At 70.3% G+C, this 26,022-nt stretch carries 16 protein-coding genes and 2 pseudogenes; 14 read left to right on the top strand and 4 right to left on the bottom strand.

Annotated features, from left to right (window positions below; genetic code table 11):
- Positions 1-2 precede the first annotated feature (2 nt).
- From SLAV_RS00605 to SLAV_RS00560, 10 genes are read left to right on the top strand one after another with little or no spacing between them, the layout of a single operon-like run.
- The gene (locus tag SLAV_RS00605) at positions 3-1,016 is read left to right on the top strand and encodes a class I SAM-dependent methyltransferase (RefSeq protein ID WP_030240002.1); all 1,014 of its coding nucleotides are present in this window, start codon (positions 3-5) and stop codon (positions 1,014-1,016) included.
- 1 nt (position 1,017) lies between these two features.
- The gene (locus SLAV_RS00600; RefSeq protein WP_051841442.1) at positions 1,018-3,669 is read left to right on the top strand and encodes an amino acid adenylation domain-containing protein; all 2,652 of its coding nucleotides are present in this window, start codon (positions 1,018-1,020) and stop codon (positions 3,667-3,669) included.
- A gap of 6 nt (positions 3,670-3,675) precedes the next feature.
- A complete protein-coding gene (locus SLAV_RS00595; protein ID WP_030239996.1) occupies positions 3,676-4,944 on the top strand; it encodes a condensation domain-containing protein in 1,269 nt (422 codons plus the stop codon).
- Between the two features lie 55 nt (positions 4,945-4,999).
- A complete protein-coding gene (locus tag SLAV_RS00590) occupies positions 5,000-12,571 on the top strand; it encodes a non-ribosomal peptide synthetase (RefSeq protein WP_051841441.1) in 7,572 nt (2,523 codons plus the stop codon).
- A gap of 5 nt (positions 12,572-12,576) precedes the next feature.
- A complete protein-coding gene (locus SLAV_RS00585; RefSeq protein ID WP_037688838.1) occupies positions 12,577-13,977 on the top strand; it encodes an FAD-binding oxidoreductase in 1,401 nt (466 codons plus the stop codon).
- A 2-nt stretch (positions 13,978-13,979) separates the two neighbouring features.
- Positions 13,980-15,017, top strand: coding sequence for an amino acid--tRNA ligase-related protein (locus SLAV_RS00580; protein WP_063760376.1), 1,038 nt, complete (start codon positions 13,980-13,982; stop codon positions 15,015-15,017).
- Positions 15,018-15,034: 17 nt separating this feature from the next.
- Entirely contained in the window at positions 15,035-16,312 is a 1,278-nt protein-coding gene (locus tag SLAV_RS00575) for an MFS transporter (protein WP_030239987.1), read from the top strand.
- A complete protein-coding gene (locus tag SLAV_RS00570; protein WP_030239984.1) occupies positions 16,309-17,439 on the top strand; it encodes a cytochrome P450 family protein in 1,131 nt (376 codons plus the stop codon). The genes SLAV_RS00575 and SLAV_RS00570 overlap by 4 nt, the downstream gene beginning before the upstream one ends.
- A 41-nt stretch (positions 17,440-17,480) precedes the next feature.
- Positions 17,481-18,209 (top strand): thioesterase II family protein, encoded by a 729-nt coding sequence (locus SLAV_RS00565; protein WP_030239982.1) that lies wholly within the window; start codon positions 17,481-17,483, stop codon positions 18,207-18,209.
- A complete protein-coding gene (locus tag SLAV_RS00560) occupies positions 18,206-19,036 on the top strand; it encodes an SDR family oxidoreductase (RefSeq protein WP_030239980.1) in 831 nt (276 codons plus the stop codon). The genes SLAV_RS00565 and SLAV_RS00560 overlap by 4 nt, the downstream gene beginning before the upstream one ends.
- Before the next feature lie 288 nt (positions 19,037-19,324).
- Here the strand turns inward: SLAV_RS00560 and SLAV_RS43330 are convergent, their stop codons facing one another.
- Positions 19,325-19,504: a hypothetical protein gene (locus tag SLAV_RS43330; RefSeq protein WP_335341818.1), complete on the bottom strand. Its 180-nt coding sequence runs from the start codon at positions 19,502-19,504 to the stop codon at positions 19,325-19,327.
- 274 nt (positions 19,505-19,778) lie between these two features.
- Complete coding sequence (locus tag SLAV_RS00550; protein WP_030239978.1) at positions 19,779-20,099, bottom strand: hypothetical protein; 321 nt, start codon at positions 20,097-20,099, stop codon at positions 19,779-19,781.
- 76 nt (positions 20,100-20,175) lie between these two features.
- Here SLAV_RS00550 and SLAV_RS00545 point away from each other — a divergent pair.
- The 4 genes and pseudogenes from SLAV_RS00545 to SLAV_RS00525 all read left to right on the top strand — a co-directional run.
- Positions 20,176-20,439: pseudogene (locus SLAV_RS00545) on the top strand (transposase); the annotation flags it as partial.
- Positions 20,440-21,298: 859 nt separating this feature from the next.
- Positions 21,299-22,383, top strand: a protein-coding gene (locus tag SLAV_RS43505) for an IS630 family transposase (RefSeq protein ID WP_425276215.1) whose coding sequence is annotated in 2 segments (ribosomal slippage) — positions 21,299-21,745 and positions 21,748-22,383 — 1,083 coding nt in all. Because the reading frame shifts where the segments join, the coding sequence is not laid out codon by codon here.
- Between the two features lie 227 nt (positions 22,384-22,610).
- Positions 22,611-23,300: a hypothetical protein gene (locus tag SLAV_RS00530; RefSeq protein ID WP_158740940.1), complete on the top strand. Its 690-nt coding sequence runs from the start codon at positions 22,611-22,613 to the stop codon at positions 23,298-23,300.
- Positions 23,297-24,685 (top strand): hypothetical protein, encoded by a 1,389-nt coding sequence (locus tag SLAV_RS00525; protein WP_030239970.1) that lies wholly within the window; start codon positions 23,297-23,299, stop codon positions 24,683-24,685. The genes SLAV_RS00530 and SLAV_RS00525 overlap by 4 nt, the downstream gene beginning before the upstream one ends.
- Before the next feature lie 81 nt (positions 24,686-24,766).
- Here the strand turns inward: SLAV_RS00525 and SLAV_RS43500 are convergent.
- Together SLAV_RS43500 and SLAV_RS41990 are read right to left on the bottom strand one after the other, a co-directional pair.
- Positions 24,767-24,901 (bottom strand): annotated as a pseudogene (locus SLAV_RS43500) (IS630 family transposase); the annotation flags it as partial.
- 409 nt (positions 24,902-25,310) lie between these two features.
- On the bottom strand, positions 25,311-25,487 hold the full coding sequence (locus SLAV_RS41990) for a DUF6233 domain-containing protein (protein ID WP_267884278.1): 177 nt from the start codon (positions 25,485-25,487) through the stop codon (positions 25,311-25,313).
- Positions 25,488-26,022 lie beyond the last annotated feature (535 nt).

The raw sequence follows: 26,022 nt of genomic DNA, 5'->3' as shown, positions 1-26,022 counted from the left end.
CCGTGTCCGAAGGCGCATATCTGCCTTCCGTCCCGTTCGACGAATACATCCGCACCGTAGCGGCGGAGCATCCGCGGCTCCACACTCTGCTCGACCTCGATCGCGCCCGATCGACTGACATCCTGTCGGCTCTGGAGCTCCTCACCAACGAGTTCGACTCCGACGAGACCGGACGCGGAGACTCCTACCGGCGCGCGCAGCAGGACGTGTACGTCCGCTGGACGGGTGCCGCCCAGCTGCTCGCCCTGGCAACCCCGGGGGACGCGGACGGAGACGTGACCGTCCTCGACGTACTCGGCGGAGACGGCACCATCGCCCGGGCCGTCGCCGGGCGCGCCCACAGCGACGTCGCCAAGCTGAACATCGTCACCGGTGACATCTCGGGCCGGATGGTCGCCCAGGCGCTGGAGCACGGTCTGCCCGCAGTGCGTCAGGCAGCCGAGGCGCTGCTCCTGCGTGACGGATCCGTCGACGCGGCCCTTCTCGCGTACGGCACCCACCACATCGCCCCCGCGGACCGGGGCAGGGCCGCCGCCGAGGCCGTCCGGGTCGTGAGGCCCGGAGGCCGGGTCGTCCTGCACGACTTCGATGAGACCAGCCCCATGGCACGGTTCTTCACCGAGGCCGTCCACACCCATTCGCCTACCGGCCACGACTACCGGCACTTCAGCCGGGAGGAGCTGACGGACATCTTCGCAGGTCTTCCGGTATCGGTCCGCGTCGTGGACGTCTACGACCCGCTGATTGTCCGCGGCGCCACCGCCGAGGACGCGCGCGACCGGATGTGCGATTACGTCGCCGACATGTACGGTATTCGGACCTACTTCTCCGGTCAGCGAACTCCCGCCCAGGCCTGGGACCTTCTCTCCGATTTCTTCGACCACTCGGCCTATCTTGAACGGCTTTCCTCACCTCCCGAGTGCCCGGTGCGCCCGGTAGTCCGTGAAGTCGACGGTGGATTCGCGGCCGAGGTGCCGCGGGTCGCGATCGTGGCCCTGGCCCGGAAGGCGGTCTGAGATGGCGTCGACCCTTGTACCCGACCTGCTGCAGACGGCCACCGGCCCGTACGCCGACAGCCCGGCCGTGCTCGGCCCCGACGGCGAACTGTCCTACCGCGAACTGTGGGAGCGCGTCGCCGCGGTGGCGGCCCAACTGCACACGGCCGGGATCCGCCCCGGCGATCACGTGGCACTGCACCTTCCCCGGTCGGCGGCCTACGTCAGCGCGCTCATCGCGACGATGGCGATCGGCGCCGTCGCGATCCCCCTCGACCCCGAGTTCCCCGCGGAGCGGCGCCTCCAGGTCGTCTCGGCAGCCCGCCCCCGGGTGATCCTGCACGAGGGTGCAGGCGCCCCTGAACTGCGCGGTACCGACGGCTCCGACACGGCCCTGTGGCTGGTTCCCGACACTCGGCCGGTCCCGGCGGCCGAGCTTGAGACGCTGCGCATCAGTACCGCCGACTCCGCCGAGCTGACCGCGATGATGCTGTTCACCTCAGGCTCGACCGGTCGGCCCAAGGGCGTCCGCCTGCACCACGCGGGCCTGGTCAACCGGCTTGAGTGGGGACACCGCCGCTACGGCTTCGACGCGACCGACCGGGTTCTGCACAAGGCTTCCTCAGCCTTCGACGCCGCCATCCACGAGATCTTCTCCCCGCTCATCTCCGGGGGCACCCTCGTCATCGCCCCGCCCGGGCTGCAGTTCGACAGTCTGGGCCTGGTGCGGCTCATCCAGGAGACGGAAGTCACCACCGCGCACTTCGTCCCCTCGGTTCTGCGCTATGTCATCGACGAGGAAGAGCTCGCCTGGTGTACCTCGCTGCGGCGGGTGTTCTGCGGCGGCGAAGCCCTGGACATGACCCTGGTGCGACGGTTCCGCGCCCTGCTGCCCGCCTCCCTCTACAACCAGTACGGACCCACCGAGACCTCGGTGAACGCCACCTACTGGGACTGCGACGAACCGTTCGACGGCGACATCGCCCCCATCGGCCGGCCCATCGACGGCGTCGACTGCCACGTACTCGACGAGACGATGCAGCCCGTGCCGGCCGGGGAGACCGGCGAACTGTGGATCGGCGGTGTCGCCGTGGGCGGCGGCTACCTCGACGACGCCCCGCTCACCGCCGAGCGCTTCCGGCCCGACCCCTTCACCGGCACCGGCCGCATCTACCGCACCGGCGACCTCGTCCGGCTCCTCGACACCGGCAGCCTGGAGTTCCGGGGCCGCCTGGACGACCAGGTCAAGGTGCGCGGAGTCCGCGTCGAACCCGGCGAGGTCGACAGTGTCCTGCGCGGCCACCCGATGGTCCAGGACGCCTCCGTGATCGCAGTCCCCGACGAGGCGGACGGAGTACGGCTCGTCGCGTACATCGCAGCCAAGCGCGCCCACGCGCCCGTCGTCGACGGCCTCCAGAGGATCCAGCTGCCCCAGGGCATCGCGGTCGCCACCGCTTCTCCGGACGAGGCGCTCTTCCTCCACCGGCAGATCTTCGAGCAGGACGAGTACGCGCGCTTCGGCGTGTGCCTCGGCAAGGACGACGTGGTCGTCGACATCGGAGCGAACATCGGGCTGTTCGGCCTCTGGGCGCACCGCCAGGCCCCGGGCATCCGCCTGGTCGCCGTCGAGCCCAACCCGGACACCCTTCCCTACCTGCGAGTGAACCTCGAACTGGGTGGTGTGACCGCAGACGTCGTCCCCGCGGCCGTCACGGACCGCGTCGGATCCGAGACGCTGACCTCCTTCCCCCGGCTCAGCTACCTGTCCGGGCTCGGGAAGCACCGTCAGGACGAGGCGGTGGAGCTGGTCCAGTCCCACTACCGCCAGTCGGGCGGCGCGGGAGCCGGTACCGAGGAGGAGACCGCCAGCCTGCTCCACGACGCCGAGGAACGGCTCCGGGCCAGCCTCCACGAGGTCGACACCACGGACCTGTCCAGCCTGCTGGACCGCATGGAGATCGACCGGGTCGACCTCCTCAAGATCAACACCGAGGGTGCCGAGCTGAGCGTCCTGCGCGGCATCCGCCCCGACCACTGGAAGAGCATCCGCCAGGTCTGTCTCGAGGTCGAACGCAGCAGCGTCGTCGGTGCCGAGATCCGTAGCATCCTCGAAGGCGCGGGCTTCACCGTGCACTCCGTCGAGGACTGGAGCGTCGGTACCGAAGCCGACGTCACCTACGTGTACGCCACCCGCGACACCGCTGGGGCCGCCGAGCCCGCGACAGCCCCGGCCGCCGAGCCCGACCGGATCGTGCTGACCGCCCGCGAGCTGCGCCGGCACGCCGCCGAGCGGCTGCCCGCAGCCATGCAGCCCAGCCAGTTCGTCTTCGTGGAGGAACTGCCCCGGCTGCCCAACGGCAAGCTGGCCCGCCGCGAGCTCCCTGCGCCGCCGACCGTCACGGGAACGGCCGGCACCGCGGACGGTGACGGCGCCGACACCGCCGTCGAGCGAATGCGCGAGATCTGGCGGGAGGTCCTCGCCGTCGATGAGGTCATGGACGACGACGACTTCGTCAGCCTCGGAGGCCACTCGCTGCTGGCCCTGCGCGTCAGCGCCCGGACCCGCAGGCTCGTCGGCACCGAGGTCTCGCCCGGCTCCTGCCTGCGCGCGCCGAGCTTCGCGGCCTGGGTCGCGGCGATCTCGCAGCCCGGCGCGGCCGCCGGAAAGGGGTAACCGGCCATGGACCCCATCCTGCCCCTCTCCGACATGCAGCAGTCCATGCTCGTCCACGAGGCGCTCGGCGACCGGCCCATGTATGCCATGCCGCTCTGCTTCCGCATCACCGGGGAGCTCGACACCGGACGGCTGGAGCAGGCCCTGCACCACGTCATCCGGCGCCACCCCGTGCTGTGCGCCACCTACGACGACGCCCATGCCGTACCGCTCCCGTCGACCGCACCACTGCCGGCGCTGCGCACGGCGACGGACGGCAGCGGCGGCCCCGGCGACGCGCACATGCCGGCAGAGCTCGCCGAGCTCTGGGAGGTCCCCTTCGACCTGTACGAGGAGCCACCCGTGCGTGCGGGTGTCATATCCCGCTCCGCCACGGAGCACTGGTTCGCCCTGGCCGTGCACCATGTGGCGGGCGACAGCTGGTCCCTGTCCCTGATGGTGCGGGAGATCGGTCTCGCCTACGCCGCGCTGGCACGGGGCGGCCCGGCCGGGCCCGCCGACGAGGCTTCGGGCTTCTTCGCCGACGCCGCGGCCGAACAGGACCGCGACCACGACCGCGACAACGCCTGGTGGCGTGGCCGGCTGGCGGGCGTACAGCCGCAGCCCTACCCGCGCCGCACCCCGCCCTGCGAAGATGAACGCGGAGCGTTCCTGGCGCTGCCCCTGGGCCTCGGCGCCGCAGAGACCCAGGGCATCCGCGGACTCGCCCGTTCGACCCGGGTCTCCCCGGCCGTGGTGCTGTTCACCGCAGTGAGCGCCGCCGTGGCCGCAGGCGGCCCGCCGTACGACACCACCGTCGGCATGCCCGCCGCGCGGCGCGACACCGAGGAACTCCAGGCCGCCATGGGTCCGCTCCTCAACACCCTGCCAGTACGTACCACTTGGACCGACCCGATGTCCCCGGCGGCCGTGGTGCTCCGCCACGCCGAGGCGATCGAAGAGAGCCTGGCGCACAAGGAGCTGCCGTACTCGCGGATCCTGCGCGCAGCCGGAATCCAGCGGCTCCCCGGCGGCGACCCGCTCTTCCTCCACCTCGTCAACATCGACACCGAGGTCCCGCGGCTGCCGCTGCCGGGCCTGCGGACTTCGACGGTGCCGATCCCGCCGCGCTGGGCCAATTTCCCGGCCCTGTGGGAATTCGGCTGGGGGAGCGTCGGCAACATCCACGGCACCCTGCGGGCCTCGGCCGACGCCTTCACCGAGGCGGACGCGCAGCACCTTCGGCAGGGCTTCCAAAGCACCCTGCGTCGGCTTCTCGACGCCGACCGCACCTGATCCAAGACCGCACCAGCACACGCTTTTCGCACCGTTCGCGACGAAGGGGATTCCTGTGTCTTCCTCAGCCTCCACGGGCTCCGCGCCCCGCACCCCGCGGGAAGAGATCCTGTGCGGCCTGTTCGCCGAGCTCCTGGGGGTACCGAGGATCGGCGTCGACGGAAACTTCTTCGAGGAGGGCGGCGACTCGCTCCTGGCGATGCGGCTGATCAGCCGCATCCGGGCCGTCTTCGGAACCCGCATCCACATCCGCAAGCTGTTCGAGAGCCCCACCGTCGCCGGTCTGGCCCGAACCCTGGAACAGGCCGACCAGCCCACCACCGCAGCCCCGACCACCGTGGCCCTGCAGGACGTGGTGGTCCCCGACCGGATCCCGCTGTCGCCCGCCCAGCGGCGGCTGTGGCTCGTCGCCCAGGTCGAAGGCCCCAACCCTCGCTACAACATGCCGCTGGGCGTCCGCCTGCACGGCCCGGTCGACCCTGCGGCCCTGGAAGCGGCCCTCGCCGACGTGGTGACCCGCCACGAACCCCTGCGGACTGTCTTCCCCGAGGACGACGGCATCCCGTACCAGCGGGTGCTGGACCCCGCCGACGCCCATGCGGCTCTCACCACAGCCGCCGTCCGCCGCGAGGACCTGGACCGGACCCTGTCGGAGGCGGCCGTCAGCCTCTCCTTCGACATCACCACCGATGCCCCGCTGCGTGCCTGGCTCTTCACCACCGAGGAGTCCGGCGGCACCGAGCACGTGCTGCTGATCCTCATGCACCACATCGCCGGCGACGGCTGGTCCCTGCGCCCCCTGCTGCGCGACCTGGCCGAGGCCTACGAGGCTCGCCTGGCCGGAGCAGAACCCGGTTTCACGCCCCTCGCCGTACGCTACGCGCAGTACAGCGTGCAGCAGCACGACGTCGCCGCCACCGCGGCCACCGACGGATCCGGTGCGGACGCCACGCCCGACGCCCAGCTGGAGTTCTGGCGCCAGGCCCTCGCCGGCGCCCCGGAGCAGCTGCCGTTGCCCTTCGACCGGCCACGCCCCGCCACCCGCTCGTTCCGCGGCGCAGGCGTCGACTTCGCCATCGACGCCGACCTCCACGCCCGGCTCGCCGGCTTGGCCCGAGCAACCGGCAGCACCCTGTTCATGGTGCTCCAGGCAGCCCTGGCCACCGTGCTCACCCGGTACGGCGCCGGAGAGGACATCCCCATCGGCACCCCGGTCGCGGGCCGCGCCGAAGAGAGCCTCGACGACGTGGTCGGCTTCTTCGTCAACACCCTGGTGCTGCGCACCGACACCTCCGGGGACCCGGCGTTCACCGCGCTGCTCGACCGGGTGAGAGCCGGCGCCCTCGCCGCGTACGCCCACCAGGACGTGCTCTTCGACCGGGTGGTCGAGGCCCTCAACCCCGAGCGCTCGCTCGCCTGGAGCCCCCTGTTCCAGGTGTCCCTCGCGTTCAACGGCAGCGCCGTTGCCGCCGGCGACCTGCCCTCCCTGCCCGGCGCCCGCATTCACGAGGTCCCGACCTCCGTCTCCAAGTTCGAGCTGGGCTTCAACATCCGCGAGCTGGAGGCGGCCGAAGGCGAACCCCAGGGCCTTGCCGGCTTCGCCGAGTTCGCCACCGACCTGTTCGACCGGTCCACCGTGGAGCGGCTCGTCGCCTCGCTGCTGCGGGTGCTGGAGCAGCTGCCCGATGGCTCCGGCCTGCGCCTGAGCGAGCTCGAACTGCTGCCTGCGGGCACCCCTGACTCCCTGCCCGAGCGGGGCGTCGGCGCCCCTACCGCCCCCGCCGCACCCTCGGTACCGGAGCTGTTCGCCCGCCAGGCCGCAGCGACCCCGGAGGCGGTCGCCCTGGTCTGCGGGCAGCGTGAGGTCACCTACCGCGAACTCGACGCGCGGGCCGACGCCCTGGCCGCCCGGCTCGTCGGCCAGGACGGGATCGCTGCGGAAGCCCCCGTGGCGATCCTGATGGACCGCTCCGTGGAACTCGTCGTTGCCGAATTGGCCGTACTGAAGGCCGGCGCGGCCTACGTGCCCCTCGACCGCCGCTACCCGCCCTCGCGGATCGAGGCGATCACCGCCGCGACCGGGGCCCGGTTCCTGCTGACCGACCGCGGCGATGTGGCCGCCCTCGGCCTCGACCCCCGCATCCGCGTGGTCCGCGCCGACGCCGCCGACGGACCGGTCCCCGTCCTGGACGGGCCCCTTCCGCCGGTGACCGCGCACCCCGACCGGCTCGCGTACATCATGTTCACCTCCGGCTCCACCGGTACGCCCAAGGGCGTCATGGCCACCCACGCCGGCATCACCGCGCTCGCCGCCGACAGCGCCTTCGCCGCAGCAGCCCACCGGCGGGTCCTGCTCCACTCCTCACCGGCCTTCGACGCCGCCACCTACGAGCTGTGGGTGCCACTGCTGAACGGTGGCTGCTGCGTCCTCGCGCCCCCTGGGGACCTCGACACCGAAACGCTCGCCGCCGCCCTCACCGGCCACCGGGTGGAAGCCGCCTGGCTCACCGCCGCCCTCTTCCACCACATGGTGGAAGCGGCCCCCGACGCCCTCGGCTCGCTCAAGGAGATCTGGGCGGGCGGCGAGGCAGTCTCCGCCACTGCCGTACGCCGGCTCCGCGACGCTCACCCCGGCGTACGGGTCGTCAACGGCTACGGCCCCACCGAGACCACCACCTTCGCCACCCGGTTCGCGGTACCCGCCGACGGCCCCGTCCCCGAACCGCTGCCCATCGGCGGCCCGCTCGACGGCATGCGCGCCATGGTCCTCGACCCCCGCCTGAAGCCGGCACCCCACGGCGCGACCGGCGAACTGTACCTGGCGGGGCCCGGGGTCGCCCGCGGCTACCTCGGCATGCCCGCGGCCACCGCCGAGCGGTTCGTCGCCGACCCCTACGGCCCGCCCGGCAGCCGCATGTACCGCACCGGTGACCTCGCCCGCTGGAACACTGCCGGAGAACTCGAATGCGTAGGACGGACCGACGACCAGGTCAAGATCCGCGGCCTGCGCATCGAACCCGGTGAGGTACGGGCCGTACTGGCCGAGCACCCCTCGGTCGCCGAAGCCGCCGCCGTCGTCCGCGAGGACCGCCCCGGGGACAAGCGCCTCGTCGCCTACGTAGTCCCCGCCGAACGCGGCCGGAGCGTGGACCCCGCCGCCCTCACCGACCTCGCCCGGCGCACCCTGCCGGACTACATGGTGCCCTCGTCCGTCATCGTGCTGGACTCCCTCCCGCTCACCGTCAACGGCAAGCTCGACCGCAAGGCCCTGCCCGCCCCGCATGCCGCCACCGCCTCCGCGGGCGCTCCCCGCACCGCCCGCGAAGAAATCCTGTGCGCGCTGTTCGCCGAGGTCCTGGACCTTTCCCGGGTCGGTGCCGACGACGACTTCTTCGGCCTCGGCGGCCACTCCATGCTCGCCATGCGACTGGTCTCCCGCGCCCGCACGGCGCTCGGGGTCCGCATCAGCATCGGCGACCTCTTCCAGGCGCCCACCGCATCCGCGCTGGCCGCGCTCCTCGCCGCGGACGACGGCACCACCACCCCCGCCGGCCCCCCGACGGCCGTCGCGGACCGGCCGGAGCACATCCCGCTGTCGTACGCACAGCAGCGGCTGTGGTTCCTCGGCCAGGTCGACGGCCCCAGCCCCACGTACAACATCCCCCTCGCGCTGCGGCTCACCGGCCGTGTCGACGCCTCCGCACTGCGGGCTGCGCTGGGTGACGTACTCGGCCGCCACGAGGCACTGCGGACCCTTTTCCCCGCACCCGACGGCGAGCCCCACCAGCTGATTCTGCCCGCCGGGCAGGCCGAGCCCTCCCTGGTCGAACTCCGGGTGCCCGCAGCCGCGCTCGACGAAGAGGTCGCCCGAGCCGCCCGCCACAGCTTCGACGTGACCACCGAGATCCCGCTGCGCGCCTGGCTGTTCGAGGCTGCCGGCACCGATGGGCAAGAGGGCACGGGCGAGTACGTGCTGCTCATCCTGCTCCACCACATCGCCGGCGACGGCCTGTCGATGCGCCCGCTCCTGCGCGACCTCACCCTCGCCTATGAGGCCCGGCTGGCCGGCGCCGCCCCCGCGTTCACCCTCCTGCCCGTCCAGTACGCCGACTACGCCCTGTGGCAGCGGCGCACCCAGGAGGGGCCGGGCCGCGAGGCCCACGAGCGCTCGCTCGCCCACTGGCGCCGGGCCCTGGACGGGCTGCCCCCGCAAATCGAGCTGCCGTGGGACCGCCCCCGCCCGGCCGTCGCCGGACACCTCGGTGCCACCGTCGAGCTCGACCTGCCCGCGGAGCTCCACCAGCAGGTCCTGGATCTGGCCCGGACCACCGGATCCACTCTTTTCATGGTCCTGCAGGCCGCCGTCGCCGCCGTCCTGACCCGCTCGGGCGCCGGCGAGGACATCCCGCTCGGTACCGTCGTCGCCGGGCGCGCCGAGGAGAGCCTCGACGACGTGGTTGGGTTCTTCGTCAACACCCTCGTGCTGCGCACCGACACCTCCGGCAACCCTGGCTTCGCCGATCTGCTGGCACGGGTACGCGAAGCCGACCTGGCCGCGTACGCACACCAGGACGTCTCCTTCGACCGCCTGGTGGAAGAAGTCAACCCCGAGCGCTCGCTCGCCTGGCACCCGCTGTTCCAGGTACTGGTGGCCCTCGACGACGGATTCCTCGGAGGAGACCTCCGCTTCCCCGGCGCCCGTGTGCGTATGCAGCCCCTTGGCACCGACACCGCCAAGTTCGACCTGTCGGTGGACTTCGAGGACCGGCGCGACGGGACCGGCCGCCCGGCCGGGCTGCGGACCGTACTCGAATACGCCACGGAACTGTTCGACCACGCCACCGTCGTCGCACTCGGACAGCGCCTGGTCCGCCTGCTCGAGGCAGCCGTCGCCGACCCGCACCGCCCGATCGGCCAACTGGACCTGCTGTCCGCGCAGGAACGGCAGCGCCTGCTGACCGACTGGAACGGCCCCGCCGTCGCCGAGAGTCCCATCGACCTGCCCGCCCGCATCCGGACCCTGGCCGCCGAGCGGCCGGACGCGCCCGCCGTCTCCGACGCGCACGGCAGCAGCAGCTACGCCGAGCTCGCCCGCGATGCCGCCGCCGTGACGGCGGCCCTCGCCGCCGCAGGCGCGGGACCGGACGAGCTCACCGCGGTCCTGTCCGAACGCAGCCCATGGTTCGTCACCGCGGTGGTCGGCGCCCTGGGCACCGCGGGCGGCTACATGCCGCTCGATCCCGGCACGCCCGTTCGCCGCGCCGCCCAGATGCTCGCCGACGCCGAGGTGCGCTACCTGCTGGCCGCGCCCGCACTCGCCGATCGCGCCCGGGAGATCGCGGCCGCCTGCGCCGGAGCGCCGGTCACCGTGGTCCTGCCCGACATGGCGCCGGCCCCGGCCGCTGCCCCGGTCGCCGCCCCGGTCCCCTCTCCCGAGGCCATCGCCTACTCGGTGTTCACCTCCGGCTCCACCGGCCGCCCCAAGGGCGTACTGGTCCCCCACCGCGGACTCTCCAACCACCTGCGCGCGGTGATCGACCTCTACGGACTCGACGAGGCCGACACCATCGCCTTCAACGCCCCGCTGACCTTCGACGTCTCCATCTGGCAGACGCTCACCCTGCTCCTCGCCGGCGGCCGAGTACACGTCTTCGACGAGGACACCGCCCGCGACCCGCAGGCCATGGTCGAGGCGGTGGCGGCCCACGGAGTGACCGTCATCCAGATCGTGCCGGCCGTCCTGCGCGCCATCCTCGACCTGTGGGACGCCGACGACCGCACCGCCGAGCACTGCGCCGGGCTGCGCTGGATGCTCGTCCACGGAGAGGAACTCCCGCCGGACCTCGTCACCCGCTGGTACAAGCGGTTCCCCGACGTCCCGCTCGCCAACGTCTACGGTCCCGCCGAGTGCTCCGACGACGTGTCCATCTCGGTCATCCGTCCCGAATCCCTGCCCTCAGGCGGCCGCGCCCCCATCGGTCGGCTCCTGTGGAACACCCGGGCGTACGTACTGGACGCACGGCTGGAGACCGTCCCAGTCGGCGTCCCCGGTGAGCTGTACGTCGCCGGAGCCGGCCTCGCCCGCGGCTACGCGCAGCGGCCCGCGCTGACGGCGGAACGCTTCGTCGCCGACCCGTACGGGGAGCCGGGCACCCGCATGTACCGCACCGGCGACCTGGCTCGCTGGAACGCCGCCGGCGAACTGGAGTTCCTCGGCCGCGTCGACCACCAGACGAAGATCCGCGGCTTCCGCGTGGAGCCCGGCGAGGTCCAGGCAGTGATCGAGGCCCACGACACCGTGGGGCAGGCCGCCGTGCTCGTACGAGAGGACAGGCCCGGCGACAAGCGGCTCGTGGCCTACGTCGTGCCCGCCACCCCGGCCACCGGCGCCGATCCGGCGGCTGTGCGCGCCCACGTGGCGGCCGCCCTCCCCGAGTACATGGTCCCCTCCTCCTTCGTTGTCCTGGATGAGATGCCGCTCACCGTCAACGGCAAGCTCGACCGCAAGGCCCTTCCCACCCCGCAGACCGCTGTCACCACCTCGGCCGGCGCTCCGCGCACCCCGCGCGAGGAAGCCCTGTGCGCCCTGTTCGCCGAGGTGCTCGGGCTGCCCGAGGTCGGGGTCGACGACGACTTCTTCGCCCTCGGCGGCCACTCCATGCTCGCCATGCGGCTGGTGTCCCGGGTCCGCACGGAGCTCGGCACCCGCCTCGCCGTGAGCGACCTGTTCCGCCACCCCACCCCGGGCCGGCTCCTCGAAGCCCAGGGCGGCGAAGCATCCGACTACGAGGTCCTGCTGCCGCTGCACACCCCGGCCCGCGCCACGAACGGCGGTGAACGCCCGCTGTTCTGCGTGCACCCCGCCACCGGACTGGCATGGAGCTACGCGCCGCTCGCCCGGGACCTGCCCGAGGAACTGCCCGTGTACGGCATCCAGGCACCCGGACTCACCGCCGGCGCGCCCGTACCGGAGGACTTCGCCACGCTCATCGACCTGATCGCCCGGCAGATCCGCACCGTACAGCCCGAAGGCCCCTACCGGCTGCTCGGCTGGTCCCTGGGCGGCAACATCGCCCAGGCCCTTGCCGCCCGCTTCCGGGCGTCCGGCGACACGGTCGAACTGCTCGCGCTCGTCGACTCCTACCCCGGGCAGGCCTGGCCCTACCCGGACTACGCCGACGAGGCCCAGTGGGACGCGTACGCCCTGCTGGCCACCCTCGCCGGAGAAGCCCTGGATCCGGCGGGCCACAGCGACGACTTCGGCAGCTGGCTCGCAGACCTGCACGAGGACGCCGCCGGCCGCCTGCCGATGCCGCGTGAGCAGTTCGACCGCATGGTCGACATCGGCGTCAACAGCAGCAGGCTCGCAGCCGCCTGGGACCCCGAGACCTTCGATGGTACGGCCCTGTTCTTCACCGCCACCGAGGGCCGCGACGCCGACGGCCCCACCCCCGAGACATGGCTGCCGCACGTCTCCCGGCTGGACACGATCCCGCTTGCCTGTGCCCACGAGGAGGCCATGGCGGACCAGCCTCGCGCGGTGATCGCACAGACCCTCATCGACTTCCTCGAAGCCGCCGCCCCCGCACCCAGGGGTACAGACGTAGACACGCAAGGAGCCAAGTGACACCCATGCACACGGAAACCCTTCCCACCTCCCTACCCGGCCACTGGCTGGCCCCTGAGGACCCCGGCTACGACGAGGCGCGCCGCATCTGGAACGGCATGCACGACAGGCGTCCGGCTCTCATCGCACGCTGTCGTGACACGGGCGAGGTCTCCCTGGCCCTGCGCCACGCGGCCGTGACGGGCCTGGACGTCACCGTCCGGGGCGGGGGCCACAACGTGGCCGGGACCGCGCTCGCGGACGGTGCCGTGCTGATCGACCTCGGCCCCCTGTCGGACGTCGAAGTGGACCCCGTTGCCGGGATCGCCCTGGCGGGGGGCGGAGCTCTGCTGCGCGACGTGGACGCCGCGACCACCCCGTACGGGCTGGCCTGCCCTGCGGGCGTCGTCTCGCACACCGGCCTGGGCGGGCTCGCCCTCGGCGGAGGATACGGCTGGCTCGCCCGCAAGTGGGGACTGACCTGCGACCACATCCTGGCCGCCGAGGTGGTCCTGGCCGACGGGACGGTCGTCGAGACCGACGAGGACAACCACCCCGAGCTGCTGTGGGCCCTCCGGGGCGGCGGCGGGAACTTCGGCATCGTCACGCGGTTCACGCTCCGGCTCAGGCCGGTGGGCCCGGTGCACCACCATGTCGGTGTCTACCCGCTGGACCAGGCCGTGCAGGCGCTGGCCGCCTACCGCGGGTTCGCCGAGCGGCAAGGGCCCGACCTGCACGCCGTCGGATGCCTGAAGTTCGCCGGCGACCAGGAGTGGATCCCCGTCGCACTACGCGGTGAGCGCGCCCTCTTCCTGACGGCGACCTGGTTCGGTGACCCGGCCGAGGGGCCGTCCCGCACCGCTTCCCTGTTCGCTGACGTCCGGCCCGCGGCCGAACTCACCCGTCTGTTGTCCTACGCGGAGCTCCAGGCCCTTGGCGATCACGGTGAGCCGCACGGCAACCGGTACTTCACCAAGTCCTGCTACCTCGCCGAGCTCTCCCCGAAGGAAGCGGAGGAGTTCGCGGGGATCGCGCTCGACATGCCCTCCCGCCTGTCCTCCGTCGACTTCGAGTACCTCCGCGGAGCGATCACCGACGTTCCCGACGAGGAATCGGCCTTCCCCAGCCGGGAAGCCCCGTACATCTGCACGGTCTCCTCACAGTGGACCGACCCGGGCCAGGACGCCGTGAACACGGACTGGCCGCGCCGCGCCATCGAGCGCCTCGCTCCCCTCAGCACCGGCGGGGCGTACGTGAACTACCTCCAAGACGAGCACGCCGGCCGGGTGCGCGAGGTGTACGGCGCGGCCCGCCACGCCCGCCTCGCGGCGGTGAAGAACACCTACGACCCCGGCAACGTGTTGCACCGCAATCAGAACATCCCGCCGACGGCGGACGAACAGCACAACCGCAGCAAGGAGTCCTGAACATGTCGATCCTGCAGCCGCCGTCCATCCACGGCAGCAACGAGCCGGACGCTTTCGTGCGCGCACTGCGCTCTCCGTGGTACGCCCTGGTCGCCGATCTGTTCCACACCGTGCGCACCGCGACCGCCGACTACGCGAACGGCAGGGGCCTGCGCAACCTTCCCTTCCCGCTGACCACCCGGACCGTCACCTGCCCCACGGCTCTCGGCAGCGACTCCGAGCCGGTCCCCGTCTCCGTCCTCGGCGTCGACACCTATCTGCCCGACTCCATGCAGTTCGCGCTCGAGTACGGCTGCCGACTTGCCCCCGGCGGCTGCTGGGACATCCAGCCCTCCTACCGGGGCGAGACGCCCGACGAAACCCACCTGAACCAGTACACGCACAGCGAGGCCGAGATACCCGGCGGCCTTGAGGAGATGACCGACTACGTCGACGGCTACGTGAAGGCCCTCGCCGCCGCCGTCCTGGACCAGCACGGCGATCGTCTGGCCACCGCCCGCGGCAACGTCTCCCACCTGGAACGCATGGCCGGCCACGGCGCCCCGTTCGAGCAGCTCACCTTCGCCGAGGCCGTCCGCATCGTCGGTGACACCGAAGGGTGCGTACACGACGCGGGTACCTGGCGAAGCCTCACCCGCAAGGGCGAGCGGCTGCTGATGGAACGGGTCAGCGAGTTCGTGTGGGTGCACCACTTCGACTCCCTGGCGGTTCCGTTCTACCAGGCCTTCGGGGACGAGAACGGGCAGACCGCCCGAAACGCCGACCTGTTCTTCGGCCTGGGCGAGATCGTGGGGGGCGGAGAGCGTCACTCTGACGTGGAACTCCTGCGGAAGTCCATGGTCATGCACGATGTCAACGAGCAGGAGTACGCCTGGTACGTGAGCATGCGCGAGCAGTTCCCCATGCGTACTGCGGGATTCGGCATGGGCGTGGAGCGCTTCCTGATGTGGGTGCTCGGCCACGGCGACATCCGCGATATCCCCCTGATCGACCGGATCGGCGAGACCCCTGCCTTCCCGGCCGCGGTGATCCGTCCCTAACGGCACAAGATAGGTTCATGAACACGACATTGCGTGGCTCGGTGCTGCGAATACGGGACTACCGGCTCCTGTGGTTCGGTGAGACCGCCAGGACGCTCGGAAACAGCGTGACCTCCGTGACCCTGCCGTTGATCGCGGTCACGGTGCTGGACACAGGTGCCACGGCGGTGGGCGCCCTGGCGGCTGTGGTCTGGTTGCCCTGGTTGCTGATCGGCCTGCCGGTAGGCGCCTGGGTGGACCGCATGCGCCGACGCCCCGTGATGATCGTCTGCAACACGGTGTCCGCGGTGCTCTGCGCCAGTGTCCCGCTCGCGGCCTGGCTGGACGCCCTGACCTTCGCGCAGCTGCTGATCGTCGCGCTGGCCCTGGGCACCAGCGCGGTGTTCTTCAACACCGCCAACCACGCCTACCTGCCCACCGTCCTGACGGAGGGAGATCTGCTCGAAGGCAACTCCAAGCTTCAGGCGAGTGAGTCGGCGACCAACGTGGCGGGCCCCGGACTCGCCGGCCTGATCACCCAGTTCATCGGTGCGGTCGCCGGACTGCTCCTCGACGCGTTCACCTTTCTGGTCTCCACGCTGTGTCTCACCTCGATCCGGGCCACGGAGCCGCCGCCGGCGCCTGATGCCCCGGCGGAGAGCCTGCGGAGCAGGATCGGTGAGGGGCTGCGGTTCGTCCTCCGTGACCGCTATCTGCGTCCCATGGTCATATACGGCGCCCTGGTCAACCTGGCCCTGATGGGCTACCAGGCGGTCCAAGTGGTCTTCCTGGTACGCACGGTGGGGGTCAACTCCGCCACCGTCGGAATGCTGCTGACCTCCGGGAGCATCGGCGGCATCGTGGGGGCCGTCGTCGCCGAAGCCGTCGGACGCCGCTTCGGCACCGGTCGCGGCATGCTGCTGATGCAACTCCTCACCTGCCCCTTCGCGCTGCTGATGCCCCTGGCCACCGAAGGGGCCGGCCTGGTCCTCTACGCGGGCGGAGCGTTCGTGATCGGCGTCGGGATTACGTCGTGCAACGTCGTCCTCGGCAGCTTCCGCCAGACGTACTGCCCGCCCGGGCTGCTGGGACGTGTCGTGGCCACCACCATGGTGCTCAATCACAGCACCATCCCCCTCGGCTCGCTGCTCGGCGGATTCATCGGCGACGCACTCGGGCCGCGCGCCGCCATGTGGATCATGACGGGACTCCTGGCACCCTGCTGGGTCATCCTGGCCTTCGGTCCGATGAGGCGGCAGCGCGACCTCCCCACCAGCCATCGGTCCGCCGGTATCCCAGAGAAGGACAGAACGTGACGACAGACGACACCTCCACCGCTTCCACGGTCCAGTACTACGACGAACTCGGATGCTGGGTGGTGTGGGGCCGGCAGGCGGCCCAGGCCGCTCTGGAGGACCCCCACCTCTCCTCGGAGACCCTTGAGGCTGCCAATCTCAGCTACCTGCCAACCGACATGCACGAGGAGTGCTCGCATCTCATCGAGACGATGCGCCGGTGGTTCGTCCTGCTCGACGGCAGCCGGCACACCACCGCCCGCCGTGCGGTCCAGCCGCTCTTCTCCCCGCGCCGCATCCGCAGGCTGGAGGAGACCATCGAGGTCATCGTCGACGAGGAACTCGACGCGTACGCAGCCTCGGAGAGTCACGACGCCGTTGCCGAACTCGCCGACCGGATCTCGGCCCGGACCATCGGCCTGCTGCTCGGCCTGCCCGGGAGCGACCACCTGAGCCTGCACCGCTGGGCCAAGGCGCTCACGGACTTCCTCGGCACTTCCTACCGCCGGGACTGCGCCGTCGGCGCCCAGGACGCGCTCCGGGAGATGGGGGAGTTCATCAAGAACGCCCCCGACGAGGACAGCATCTGGAGCCGGGCCAGCGGCAGCGAATGGGACCGTCTGGCTACCTCCTCCATGGTGATGTTCGGGGGGCTCGAGACCACGGTCGGCCTGATCGGCTTCTCCCTCTGGCACATGCTGGGCAACGGCCTGGCCCCCCGGATCGCCGCAGCGGACACTGACGAAGCGGCGAAGGAAGTGGTCGAGCGGGCCCTGGAGGTCTATGCACCGCTCGGCCACGTCGCCCGCATCGCCACGTCCACCACTGAACTGGGCGGCAGGACCGTCATGGAGGGAGACCTCGTACTGGTGTCCCTCACCGGCCGTGACCTCTTCGACACACCGCAGCTGCCGACCGCCCCCACCACGCATCACCAGGGAGCGGACCGTTCCGACCACGTCGCCTTCGGTTTCGGCATGCACTACTGCGTCGGAGCTCCCCTCGCCCGGATCACGGTCGCCCAGCTCCTCACCGGGTTTGCCAGGCGGTTCCCCGACGCGACGGTGAAGGAGGTCGCCTGGCGCAAGAACCGGACCTTCCGCGGATTCGACCGTCTGGTGCTCGACCTCGACGGCGCCTCCCGGTAGCAGCCGCCCCCTCCCCACCCGGACCCCAAGCAGAGGTACCCATGCAATCCATCGAGCCCACCGTCCTGGTCTGTCTCCCGTTCGCCGGAGCCGGAGCTTCCTTCTTCCGCAAGTGGCAGCCTCTCGCCGCTGATGGTCTGCGCATAGCCGCCGTCCAGCTGCCCGGCCGCGAGGAACGGTTCCTCGACGAGACCCACACCGACGCCTCCTCGGCGATGGACGAGGCCTGGGCGTGGCTGGAGCCCCAGCTGGACGGCGCGGAGCGCATCGTGGTCTTCGGCCACAGCCTCGGCGCAGTCCTCGCGTACGAACTGGCGCACCGGATCGGCGACCTGGGCGGGCTGCCGGTGGAGCGGCTCGTGGTCAGCGGATCGGCGGGCCCGTGGAAGCCCCGGGCCCGCCGTGCCACCGGGCTGAGCGACGAGCAGTTCCTGACCCGCGTGCAGGGCTTCGCCGGATACACGCACCAAGCCATGCAGGACGAAGAGATGCTCGAACTGCTGGTCCCGTTGCTCCGAGCCGACGTGGAGATGCATGAGAACTACCGCCCCTCGTACCAGGACCCCCTGAACGCGCCCATCACGGCGCTGCGCGGCGCCGACGACGATCTGGTCAGTGCAATGGAATGTGCCCAGTGGGTGGAGGCCACGACCGGCGGCTTCGTCAGCACCGAGCTCCCGGGCGGCCACATGTATCTCACCGAGAGCGCGGGGGACGTGCTCCGGATCGTCACCGAGGCCCTCCTGGAAGGTCCGGTGACGGCACGATGACCGGCCGCCTGGCAGGCAGGACCGCCTTGATCACCGGCGCGGCACGCGGCCTCGGCCGCGCCACGGCCGTTGCCTTCGCGAGGGAGGGAGCCGACCTGATCCTTCTCGACGTGGCGTCCGACCTGGCCGGCGTCCCGTATCCACTCGGCTCGGCCAGTCAGCTGGACCACACGGCAGCGCTGTGCAGGGAAGCCGGAGCGGCCGTGCTGGTGGCTGAGGCCGATGTCCGGCACAGTACCGAGGTCGAGGCCGCGGTCCGTACCGCGCTCGACCGGTTCGGACAGATCGACGTGCTGGTCAACAACGCGGGAATCGCCGCACCGTCGGGACGCCCCGTCCACGAGATCGACGAGCCGGAATGGCAGCTGATGCTGGATGTGGACCTGACGGGCGCGTGGCGGTTGATCCGCGCCGTCGGCGGCCACATGGTCCGCCAGAAATCGGGCAGCATCATCAACATAGCCTCCACCGCCGGCCTGGTCGGATACCGCCACTTCGCGGGGTATGTTGCCGCCAAGCACGGCCTGGTGGGTCTGACGAAGGCGGCAGCCCTGGACTATGCCCCGCACAAGGTGCGGGTCAACGCCGTCTGCCCGGGCTCGGTCCGGGACGACGATCACGCCGAAGGGCGCATGCTGGCCGAGATCGCACGCTCCCTCGACGTACCGGTCGCGGAACACGAGGAGATCTTCGTCGGTTCCCAGCCGATGAACGCCCTGATGGAACCGGAGGACGTCGCCTCGGCCGCTCTGTGGCTGGCCGCGGACGAATCTCGCCGCGTCACCGGCAGTGTGGTGACAGTGGACGGGGGCTTCACCGCCTACTGAGTCCGAGATGGGTGAGGTAGGCACGGGGCCAGGTGCCGGTGTGGTGGGTCAAGCGGTGGCGCGGGGGCCTGGCGGGCTTGGGGCTGGGGCGGTGGGCTGGTGTTTTCTCTGGTTTGCCGAGTTTGCTCCTTCCCACAGGGGCTGGTCGAGCAGGTCTATGGAGTGGCTGATTCGCTGTAGGAGCAGGCGGGCGGCGTCAGCGGTGCGTCCCTGGTGCGCGCCGCGCAGTTGAAGCTGACGTTTGACGTCCGACGGGCAGCATTCAGCAGCTCGGGCGCGAGGGTCCCGTCACGCCATGCAGTGATGAGATCCAGGTCGTGGACCAGGAAGTGGAGTTGCACGTCGTCTATGGAGTCTGTCCACAGGGGCTCGGTGGGCTTCGGCGACGAGTTCGGGGTGGTGGTCGAAGCCTGGCCACGGAAGGACGGGGTGGTCGTTCTTCTCGCCGAACTGCCGGACCTGGTCGATGTCGCCCAGGGCTGCGTGCGGCAGTGACTCGTTCGTCCAGGATCACAGCCGGGACTGCTGGGCGAGGCGCTGCCGATCATGGCGAGCTGACCGGTGAGGAACACCTTTCCCTCACGTGACCAGCTGATCCGCGCGTCGTCCAGTGACCAGTCGTACTGCACGTCGCCCGACAGTCCGAGGCGTTCGACCATCAGGGGCCGGAGAGTGCTGCCACGCTCGCGGGCCGCGAGCACGACTCCCTCCCATACGGAGTGGTCGTGCTTCGAGCGGTCGTTCACTCTGCTCCGCTGCTGGGCAGCCTCTCGACCGTCAACCGGATCACGGTGCCCTCAGTGACCGGCAACGGGCCCTCGTGGTCACCCCGTGCGGCTCGCCGATTCAGCCAGGGGTGGAGCCGGTCCCACGCCTGCGCGGTCGCCGCCGCCCCCAGAACCTCCACGGGCAGGTCGGCCAAGGGGTGGGAAATGCGGGGCGCGCCATGGCCCGCGTCCAGCACGACCAGGATGGGCGGGTCGTCCACTCGCCACTGTCCGGCGTCCACCAGAAGGGCCAGGGCCCGGCGCAACAGGGCCATCTCGATCCTGCCCCGGATCATGGGAATGGTCGAGCATGAGGTTCAAGGAGACGCGTTCACGGTGGTGGCGGAGTTCCCGTCGGAGTTATAGGCCTGCCTGCCTGCGCGGAGCGATGTCCTGTTCGAGTTGCACGACGCGCCGTTGTGCACCGACGGTCCGGTGCGGACCCTCGTGGACCTGGCGCTGGCTCCTGAGCATAGGCGCGGGCACGGAGCGTTGTACTCTGGGATCAACCGCGGCCGGATCGACTTCGCCCGGCTACGGCGGGCGCTGACCAGTGTCCCGCTTCCCCGAGCCGGCGGCGGTCGGCTTGCGCTGGCGGCAGACGTCTCCCCGTGGCTGCGGCCGGACGCCGACACCTGGCGGTTTCGAGTGATCGTGTCCGGTCTCCGAGGGTGAGGCGGGGCGTTCGTTGAGCTCGCGTTCGCCTTGCACGAGGGGTGTAGCGGGCGAGGCCGGTGTACTTCGGGGAAGCACGCGCGCAGGAGTCTGTTCGTGTTCTCGTTGGCCCCGTGTGCCTGCTTCAGCGGATGTTCTTGCTACCCGTCACGCTGGACACCGCCTGGATCACCGCCCGGTCCCCCAAGGGTGAGGTCGCCGCTTGGGCGTGGGCGGCCGGCTGGGCTGGGCCATGTCGGCCGCGCTGATCGACAGCACCGTCTCCGCCACCCAGGTCCTGATGCACATCGTGCCCCCGATCCCGGCTACGCCGGGGCCCTGTTTGGCCTGCACCTCTACACGTGGGCCCTGATCGCCTTCCTGGCCGCCGCGGTTGCCCTGTTCCTGACCCCTCGGGCCGAGCCCCTGGACGCTGGCCTCGCTTCCCCCGCCCTGCGCCGGGCGGGCGCCGTCACCCCGGCGTTCTCCCCGCCTTCGCCGCCAGCAACCTGATCGCCGCCTGCTGCTTCCTCCAGGCTTCCCGCACGGTGAGCTGCCCCTTCGCCGTCCGGCCATCAAGCCGGAGAAGGCCGCCGCTGTCCGCGCGGCCGTCGCCGATCTCATACCCGAGCACACCGAGGCCGGCCACGAAGACACCCCATTCCGGAGCCGCCGGTCACCCCCGACACGCCGGGCAAGGTCGCCAACCACCCGCTGCCAGCTCCTCGACGGCACCCACGGCACCACAACCCGCCTCGCATCAGACGTTTGGCTTTGTACTGAGGTTTTCAGGTTGTCGTCGGGTAGTGACGGTTGATGATCCCTGCGGTATGCCGGTGAGGTGAGGTATCCAGAGGGTGGGGGCCTGACTGCTGAGCGTCGGGCGTTTCGTGAGGGGATCCGGCTTCAGGCCGGCGAGCGGTTCGCGGCGGGTGAAGAGACCGCGGTGATCGCGAGGGACCTGCGGGTGAGTGCGCGGTCGGTGGAACGATGGCGCCGCGCCTGGCGCGACGGTGGCATGGCGGCCCTGCGCTCGACGGGTCCGGCGAACTCCCCAACCGTCACCGATGCCCAGTTCGCCGTGCTCGAGGAGGAACTCGGCAAGGGTCCGTCAGCGCATGGCATCGACGATGAACGCTGGACTCTGGTTCGGGTCCAGACGGTGATCCGCCGCCGACTGAGGCTGACCCTGTCGGTGGCGACGGTGTGGCGGCTGCTGGAACGGCACGGCTGGTCGTGGCAGGCACCTGCCCGCAGAGCCCTCGAACGCGACGAGCACGCGGTAGAGCGGTGGAAGCAGGAGGTGTGGCCCCAGGTAAAAGGCTCGCGGCGGCGTATGGCAGCTGGATCGTCTTCGAGGACGAAGCCGGATTTTCCATGACGCCGCCCCGCGCCCGCACTTGGGGCCGGCGCGGAAACACCCCCGAAATCAGGGTGAGAGGCAGGCCCCGCCGTCGCACCTCGATTGCGGCCCTGTGCTGCTACAAACCCGGCGAAAGGAGCCGTCTCATCCACCGGCCCCGCACCCATCTCCTGCTCAAGGGCGCCCGCAGGAGCTTCTCCTGGAAGGACTACCGCGACCTGCTCGTTCGTGCCCACATCCAGCTCGGCGGCCCAATCGTGGTGGTCTGTGACAATCTCAACACCCATCTGACCGCCGGGCTGAAGCAGTACGAGGCCGACCACGACTGGCTCACCACTGTCCGGTTGTCGCCCTATGCACCCGACCTGAACCCCGTCGAGGCCATCTGGTCACTCGTGCGCAGGGCCATGGCCAACACTGCCTTCGACGCACCCGATGATCTCGACCACAAGCTCCGCCGTGAGTTTCGCAGGATCCAACTCCGGCCCCACCTGATCGACGGCTGCCTCACCGCCACCGGCCTGACCCTCACATCGCCAACCCCACCCTGCACACCTCCGTAACTCAGGGAAGGGCACCGACTGCTTCGCCGTATGAACCCGGGGCGAGTGCGAGGCTGCCCTCTGGGACAGCCGGGATTGAGGCGGTCGCAGACCTGAAGCGTCGACAAGCGCGTACGGCTGGACTGGCGAAAGTGTCGGCGACTGCGGAGCGCGCCGGGTGTGCCGTGACGCCGGAGTGGGCCTCGCATGTCATCGTTTTGGCCCTGACGGCTTCGAAAGGGACGTGCATGCTGACGCTGTCACTCGCGACCATCCTCGAAGAGGCCGCCTCGGACAAGAACAAGCATCTTGAGGGCAACGTCAAAGACATCCAGGAGCTCCTGAAGCCGGAGAACCTTGCCGCGTTGCAGGAGGTCGCCAAGGTCTTCGCATTCCTGGCTTTCCACCCGGTGGCCGATACCGCGGTCGCCGACTACGTGCGGTCTGGCACGCTCGCCGACGACAGCGGACCGGACGTCCTCGCCTTGTTCACCCTCGATGAGCCCGCGCCGACCCCCGTGGCCGTCGACGACCGGTCCTTCTCCTCATGGCTTCACCTGGGAAAGGGTGTCCACCCGGCTTACCAGATGGTGCGCACGCTCTTCGAAGGCACGTACGTTCCTCCCCTGCCCGGTGTGCTGTTCTTCCACCACGACTGGGCGAGCCACGCCGGCGCCGTATACGTGCCGTTGAACACGGCCACGGAACAACACGAGGTACGCGTCCTCCTGCGCAAGGTCTTCGCCCTGGCCGCACACGAGGCCAACCCGACGGACGCCAAGGGAGCGCTGGACCGGCTCTGCGTTGCGTTGCTCAAAGAGCGCATCGAGTACGACAAGACGCGGGGAACATCGATGCAGGAGTGGCTGATCACCAGCTTCCGACTGGTTGCAGAGCACAGTGGGGACATCGTCAGTGTCGTGGGGTTGGCTCTGTGAACGTCACCAGGCTCCTGACGGCCGACCTAGCAGGCGAGGCCGAACCGCTGCTGGATCTGGTGAACGCCTACTTCCAGGAGGCAATGCTCTTCGGGCGGATGTGCCGGACCGACGAGTGGGACTTCGACGGCGGTAAGCAGCATTCCCGTGTGCGGTATTACTGCGAGGCCCGTGAGATTCCCTTCCTCAAGGTCACAGCGGTCTTGGAAGACACTATCGGTCTGCAGTTCACGGACGCCGCAGCACAGATTCCTTACCGCCATGTCGGCGCGACCTGGCCGCCTGGATGCCCGTTGGCCGGTCACGTCACCGTACCCTCCAAGCTGTCACCCTTCACCTGGCTGAGTACATTCCTCGTTCACTGGAATCTGGTTCCGGACGACGACTCCGCCCGGGAGGGCGAGTACTTTCGCGTGCTCCGGTCCACCCTTTGGATCTGCCACGAATCCGGGCTGCGCGCCGCTGTGGACTATGTGGCCGACCTGGTGGAGACCGGGCAGGTGGCGAGCGTGTTCTCCGCGATCATGGTGGTCGCCCAACTGATCATCGTCAGCGCGCGCACCAACTCCCCTCAGGAACTAGTGGCCTCTCTCATGGAGGGAAGGCTGCCGAGGAAGCCGGGCGAATGGCTGGTCTTCTATCCCACTCTGGAGAATGCCGAGCCTGTCCGCCTCACGGCGGACGGACGCGCGGCTGTTGAGTCGCTCGTCGTACGTGGCTGGAGCCAGGTCGAGAAGACACGCGCAGCGAGCAGTCTCGACGAGTGGCTGTCCTCTGTGGCCGCGTTGCAGGGATTGCTTACGCTGGTCATGCACAGCGTGGCGATGGCTGTGGCGAACCCGTCCACTGCTTTGCGTGCGGTTGTGTCCCAGTTCGAGGAGATGTCAGCGGACATCTCTGCTGCCACGGTCGACATGGAGGTCGGCCTTGAGGGCAACGCTGGCCTCCCACAGTTCCTCAGCTACCAACGCGACCTCGAGAAGCGTTTCCTGAACCGAGGAGATACGTCCGGACGGAGATTCCGGCGGGAGCGGCTCCTACTTCCCCTACCCATCTACGGATCCTCCGACAAACTTCCACCAGACTGGGGCGAACCCAGCTGGCGGATCGCACTCCCCTGGAAGTCATGCCACAGCTTCGTCGACGAACTACTTGCTGGGCCGGACCCAGCAGGCCCCCTTCCGCGGGGCAGCTGGGCCCGGCCACTGAAGGGCGATGCCCTACGGCAGGCGCTCACCCTCCATCCGGAGCATCCCCCGTATTGGAAAGCACTCGCGCAGGAACTGCGTTCGGTCGGCCGCCCGCGCGCCGCCAAGGCCGCCCTTCTTGTGTCCAAGCGAATGTCCCAGCGCACCGTCGAACAGGGCTGGGAGCCACGCTCATAGGAAGCAGCCTGTGCGGCTGTCTCCCCGGCTGTCCGATCCTGGTGCTACTCGTCATCCAGTGGGTCCTCGGCCATGAGCCGTGACACTCACCCGCAGGTCCCTCGCGATCACCGCGGTCTTCTCACCCGCCGCGAACCGCTCGCCGGCCTGAAGCCGGATCCCCTCACGAAACGTCCGACGCTCAGCAGTCAGGCCCCCACCCTCTGGATACCTCACCTCACCGGCATACCGCAGGGATCATCAACCGTCACTACCCGACGACAACCTGAAAACCTCAGTAACGCGGATGTCCTCACCTGGCCGAATCAGTTCATCGAGAGCGCCCTCTCCGTAGCCCGCCAGATCCTCGGGAGCCAGCCATGACCCAGCGGCCCGCCCCGCGCGCCGTCGACACAAGCGGCTGCACCGCCCGCCGAGCGAGCATCACCCACCTCCTCGACCGAGCCGGCCGCAGCGTCCTCAGCGTGAGCGAGGCCGAACTGCGCGTCGCCGAGCAGCGCGCCGGAGGTAACCGCCCCGGGCCGGGCAGCGTTACGGCGTCTCCATGCCCCACGGCGCCGGCCAGGTGTCGGGCCCACCGCCCCGCCATTCGATCATCGGCGACGTGGCGATTGCGGCGCTGCGGTCAGTCCAGCACCCCGAGCGCGGTATCGGGCCGACAGTGGGTGCAGGCCTCGATGCCCTCGGCGAGTGCCCGCCGGGCCTGATCCGCAGAGGCAGGCCTGCAGCGGGTCCGGGTGTCCCAGCAGCCGCCGACGTGCACGCGGACCTGGGGCCTGCCGGTACCGATGCCGCCTTCGATGAGCCAGTCCGGGGCAGGCGGCGGGGGGCGCCGGGCTTCCTCCAGGGCGAGGCGCTGCTCTTCTTCGGCGGTTCACCCGCGGGTCCGCTCCAGGTCGCGTAGCTGCACTTTCTCTAGGAACTGGAGCAGCTCAAGACGCGCAGCGGATAGATCGGACACATGTTCGAGTCTATCTCTCCAGCCCTCTCTACAACCAACCGAGCCAACCAGACGGCGGCCGCGCCAGCCACGCAGGTCAGGCGGGCGGCTCCGGGCTCCACACGGTGGGACCGCGGCCCTTCCACTCCATCCAGGGCGGCCACGAGTCCGGATCGGGCCGGCCCGCCCGGCGCACGAACTCGATGGCATCGTCGGGCCCGAGGACCGCCTGGGCGCGCTTTGGTGGTGTTTCGCCAGCTCAATCGGCTGTCGACCTGCGGTTGCCGCACCAGGATGCGCGCGGAATCATGTTTATCGGGGGTCTTACTCGGGGGGCATGACTGTGACTATCTCGGATGATGGAAAGCGTGTCGCCATGCCCGATGTGACAGAAAAT

Origin of the sequence: Streptomyces lavendulae subsp. lavendulae (genome assembly GCF_002803845.1) — a bacterium.
Classification (GTDB): domain Bacteria; phylum Actinomycetota; class Actinomycetes; order Streptomycetales; family Streptomycetaceae; genus Streptomyces; species Streptomyces lavendulae.
Note: the sequence above shows the minus strand (reverse complement) of the source record. Positions and strands in the feature narration are given on the sequence as shown.

Excerpts from the sequence above, each read along its gene's own strand:
- SLAV_RS00600 (WP_051841442.1), top strand. The coding sequence starts at position 1,018 with ATGGCGTCGACCCTTGTACCCGACCTGCTGCAGACGGCCACCGGCCCG.
- SLAV_RS00595 (WP_030239996.1), top strand. The coding sequence starts at position 3,676 with ATGGACCCCATCCTGCCCCTCTCCGACATGCAGCAGTCCATGCTCGTC.
- SLAV_RS00585 (WP_037688838.1), top strand. The coding sequence starts at position 12,577 with ATGCACACGGAAACCCTTCCCACCTCCCTACCCGGCCACTGGCTGGCC.
- SLAV_RS00580 (WP_063760376.1), top strand. The coding sequence starts at position 13,980 with ATGTCGATCCTGCAGCCGCCGTCCATCCACGGCAGCAACGAGCCGGAC.
- SLAV_RS00575 (WP_030239987.1), top strand. The coding sequence starts at position 15,035 with ATGAACACGACATTGCGTGGCTCGGTGCTGCGAATACGGGACTACCGG.
- SLAV_RS00565 (WP_030239982.1), top strand. The coding sequence starts at position 17,481 with ATGCAATCCATCGAGCCCACCGTCCTGGTCTGTCTCCCGTTCGCCGGA.
- SLAV_RS00560 (WP_030239980.1), top strand. The coding sequence starts at position 18,206 with ATGACCGGCCGCCTGGCAGGCAGGACCGCCTTGATCACCGGCGCGGCA.
- SLAV_RS00550 (WP_030239978.1), bottom strand. The coding sequence starts at position 20,099 with ATGATCCGGGGCAGGATCGAGATGGCCCTGTTGCGCCGGGCCCTGGCC.
- SLAV_RS00530 (WP_158740940.1), top strand. The coding sequence starts at position 22,611 with ATGCTGACGCTGTCACTCGCGACCATCCTCGAAGAGGCCGCCTCGGAC.